The organism is Moorena sp. SIO3I6 (genome assembly GCF_010672095.1).
Genome location: NZ_JAAHHU010000412.1, coordinates 1 through 3,745 on the forward strand (window position 1 = coordinate 1; position 3,745 = coordinate 3,745).

The 3,745-nt window shown below is 44.2% G+C and carries 2 protein-coding genes; both read right to left on the reverse strand.

From position 1 onward, the window contains the following. Window positions 1-119 precede the first annotated feature (119 nt). The gene (locus F6K49_RS37030) at window positions 120-1,679 is read right to left on the reverse strand and encodes a response regulator (protein ID WP_293104992.1); all 1,560 of its coding nucleotides are present in this window, start codon (window positions 1,677-1,679) and stop codon (window positions 120-122) included. 480 nt (window positions 1,680-2,159) lie between these two features. Continuing rightward, entirely contained in the window at window positions 2,160-3,587 is a 1,428-nt protein-coding gene (locus tag F6K49_RS37035) for a PAS domain S-box protein (protein WP_293104996.1), read from the reverse strand. Window positions 3,588-3,745: the final 158 nt, after the last annotated feature.

Consider the following 3,745-nt stretch of genomic DNA (forward strand, 5'->3'; position numbering starts at 1 on the left):
TAGCGGTCCCGTTGCCAATCTTACTCATCAACTGTTCACGACGCTCTTTATATTCGGTTTGTGGAATCATTTAGTTATTGGTTAGTTGTTCGCTATATTTCTTTTTAGCCCAAGTCTACCTATATAGAACCGGTTAATGGCAATTTTACCGTATAGGTTGTACCAACTCCGACTTGACTAGTTAAGGTAATTTGACCACGATGCAAATCCACAAACTTGCGGATCATGCCTAACCCCATTCCTGAAGAAGACATAGAACCAATATTACTAGCTCGGAATAACGCTTCAAATAATTGTCCCTGACTTTCGGGCACAATCCCACTGCCTTGGTCTTTTACCTGGAACACAATTTGGTTATCTTCACAAAACATTTCCAAAGCAATCATACTACCCTTCAAGGAGTAATGAGTTGCTAAGGTCAGCAAATTGCTCAAAATTTGCCGTAGGATTTGTTCATCCAGCTCAACTAGGCCAGGGGAATCCTGAGGAATCAAGCCGATAGTATAGCGCTTTCCCACCATGATTTGGTACTCTTCCACTAAACTGCGGCAGAATTCAACCACATCTACGGGCACACAGTTGAGCTGGAGTTCACCGGATTCAGCCTTGCTTAAGGTCAGAACATCTTCCATAATTCGAGTCATTCGCATCACTGATGATTGAATCCGATACAAGTTTCTTTCTTGTTTGTGCGGTGACAACTTGGACCCGTATTTTTGCAGCAGTTCAGCAGCAGTTAAAATAATCGATAGGGGAGTGCGAAACTCATGGGAAATCCTAGCGATTAGGTCAGATTTCAGTGCCCCTAGTTCTTGTACTGCAGACAATAGTTGACCCGCTTGAGCTTCAGCTTGTATGCTAGCGCCAGCTTTGGCTGGCAATTTTACTCTTTCTACTGCCAATAATTCTGGTTGTTGCTGTTCCCTGATATTCCACAGCACAAGAACTACACCCTTGATGGTACCATCTTCTTCTGTAATCGGGGAAGCACTATTTCCCACGGAGATCTTGCTACCGTCTTTGGCAATCAAACCTATGCCCTGATCCACAAAAATGACCCTTTCTTCCTGAAGCACTTCCATGACTGGGTTCTGGAGTGGGGTATCAGTCCGTTCGTCTACAATTTGAATCACATCTGTAATGCTGTGCCCAGAAGCTTCTGCTACTGTCCAGCCAGTGAGGGTTGCAGCGGCTGGGTTGATGTAGGTGATTGCCCCTGTTTCATTGGTAGCGATCACGGCATCATTAGTGGAGCTGAGTATTGTTGCTAGCAAATTCTGCTGTTTGACTAACTCTTTTTCCAGCTGGTGCCGATAGAGGGCCGTTTCAATCGCTACCCGCAATTCCCGTTCGTTAAATGGTTTGATCAGATACCCGAACGGTGCTGTCATCTTAGCTCGGGCTAGGGTAGTCTCATCAGAGTGGGCTGTCAAATAGACTACTGGAATCTGGAATTGCTCTCGGATGCGCTGAGCAGCAGTTATGCCATCTATATCGTTTGGATCTAAGGTAATATCCATCAGGACTAAATCAGGCTGGTTATTGGCAGTGCTGCTGATAGCGCCCGTGCCAGAGGTGACGCTATCGGTTACGGTGTATCCCAACTGTATGAGCTGTTCAGCAATAACTTCAGCTGTGATCGCTTCATCTTCAACCACTAAGATGTTTATTTGTGACATTTCCTAGTTATGGAATTGCTTTTCAAGTTACCTTGGGTTGTCCCTTGTCTTAACCTTTAAGCAAGCCAGTTTGTTCTCCCTACTTAATAACTTTTGCCTTGATTCTGTGCTGCCGGTTAGTTAACTGCTAAGCTATCAGCTATCAGCTATCAGCTATCAGCTATCAGCTATCAGCTATCAGCTATCAGCTATCAGCTTATGCCCATCACAGGCTAGAAGCCTGTGCCACGGTACTTGAGGTGCTAGGAGGCGCTTTAACTGCAGCGGGTCGGATGAGTAAAACGAGCAGGGATTTTCAACCAGCCGTACCAGCCCGTAAGCTTGTTTACTACCTCCCGTTGATTACCATGATAGCTGACGGCTGATAGCTGAATGCTTACGTTAACTGCATCACAACCTAATAGTTCTATATCACAATTCGAGGTGGGTCTTGAAAAATTTACTAATGCTTTAAGCTTGTTTAAACAATTTTAAACTTTATTAAAATTTAATTTTCAACATAACACCATGACTTGTATCTAACTCAACTTCACCTTTGAGTTGCTTAGTGGCTAGGGTATGGACTAAGCGTAGACCGAGGGTCTTGGGGTTATCTAAATCTATACCTTCTCGGATGCCAAGACCATTGTCACTGACGATCAGTTCAAAATAGTTATCCTCATGGCACTTAAAGTCAACAATAATTTCACCGTTATCTCCTTCTGGAAAAGCATGTTTGAGGGAATTGGAGACTAACTCATTAATAATTAAACCACAGGTAATTGCCCTGTCGATGTCCAGAAATGTCTGAACAAAATTAACCTTAATCCTAGGGGGATTATTAGTACAAGCATAAGATCCTAATAAGTCCTTAGTCAGGGATTGAATATAATCTTGGAAGTCAATCTGGGTGAGGTTCTTAGAGCCATAAAGTTTCTCATGGATTAAGGCCATGACTTGGAGACGATTGCGGCTTTCACAGAGGATATCGAGAATACTTTCATCATCTATATATCGGGACTGGAGGTAAAGGAGTCCTGAGACAATTTGTAAATTGTTCTTGACCCGATGGTGAATCTCTTTAAGCAGTATATCCTTGTGTTGGGCTTCATTAGTTGCTGCTTCTGCTCTGATGCGATCGCTAATATCTCGACCTTCTAGGATTAACAACACTATATTTCCGTTCTCATCCCGCAACGGTTTCACGGAAAACTCCATCGTGATCACTTGACCCTGTAACCCTAGCACCGACCCTTGATAACGGACAAACTCACCGTTAGCGGCTTGAGCGATCGCATTTTTTAAAGGATTCTCGGTTTGAGTAGACTGTGTCCACCATTGGATTTGCCAGAAGGGCTTACCCACAATCTCTGACGGAGTTAATCCGCTAAAGTTAAGGGCAGTTTGGTTGGCTTCGAGCAAGGTACCATCTGGTTGCAGGAGCCATGTAAATTGGCTGGTCTGGTCAAAGATGGCGTGAAATTTCCGCTCACTCTCTGCCAAAGCTTCCTCGACTTGCTTGGCTTTGGTAATGTCAGTGACAATACCATCAATGCGTATCGGGATACCATGGGCATCGGTGTGAATTTGTACATGATCACGAATCCAGCGCACCTGCCCATCAGAGCGCACGATTCGATATTCTAAGTCTTGACCGTCAATTGCCAGAAGTGATTGGGGTGACAACGGCAATGAGTTATTGCTAAAAAAATTTCGCTTTTGCTGAACTCGTTCTCGGTCTTCTGGGTGGATTACCTCTAGCCAAAGATTTGAGTTACCTAAAAAATCGGATATACTATAACCATAAAGACTATCAACAGCGGAGTTGAGGTAAAGCAGTCTGGAGGTTTGGGGGCGCACGGACCAAACCACATCCTCAAGGGAACTCAAAATACTTTCAAGTCGATTTTGGCTTAACTGTAATGCCAATTCGTTTTTTCCGAGGGCTTCTTGAGCCAGAATGCGTCCGCGAATCTGATACTTTTAACCCTGACAAATCGTGACATCCTGGACGTTTAGTACGTCTGCGGAGTCAGATAAGCTGAGTACTACATCCCAGACACTGTCAAGGAAGGTGGTATCCAACA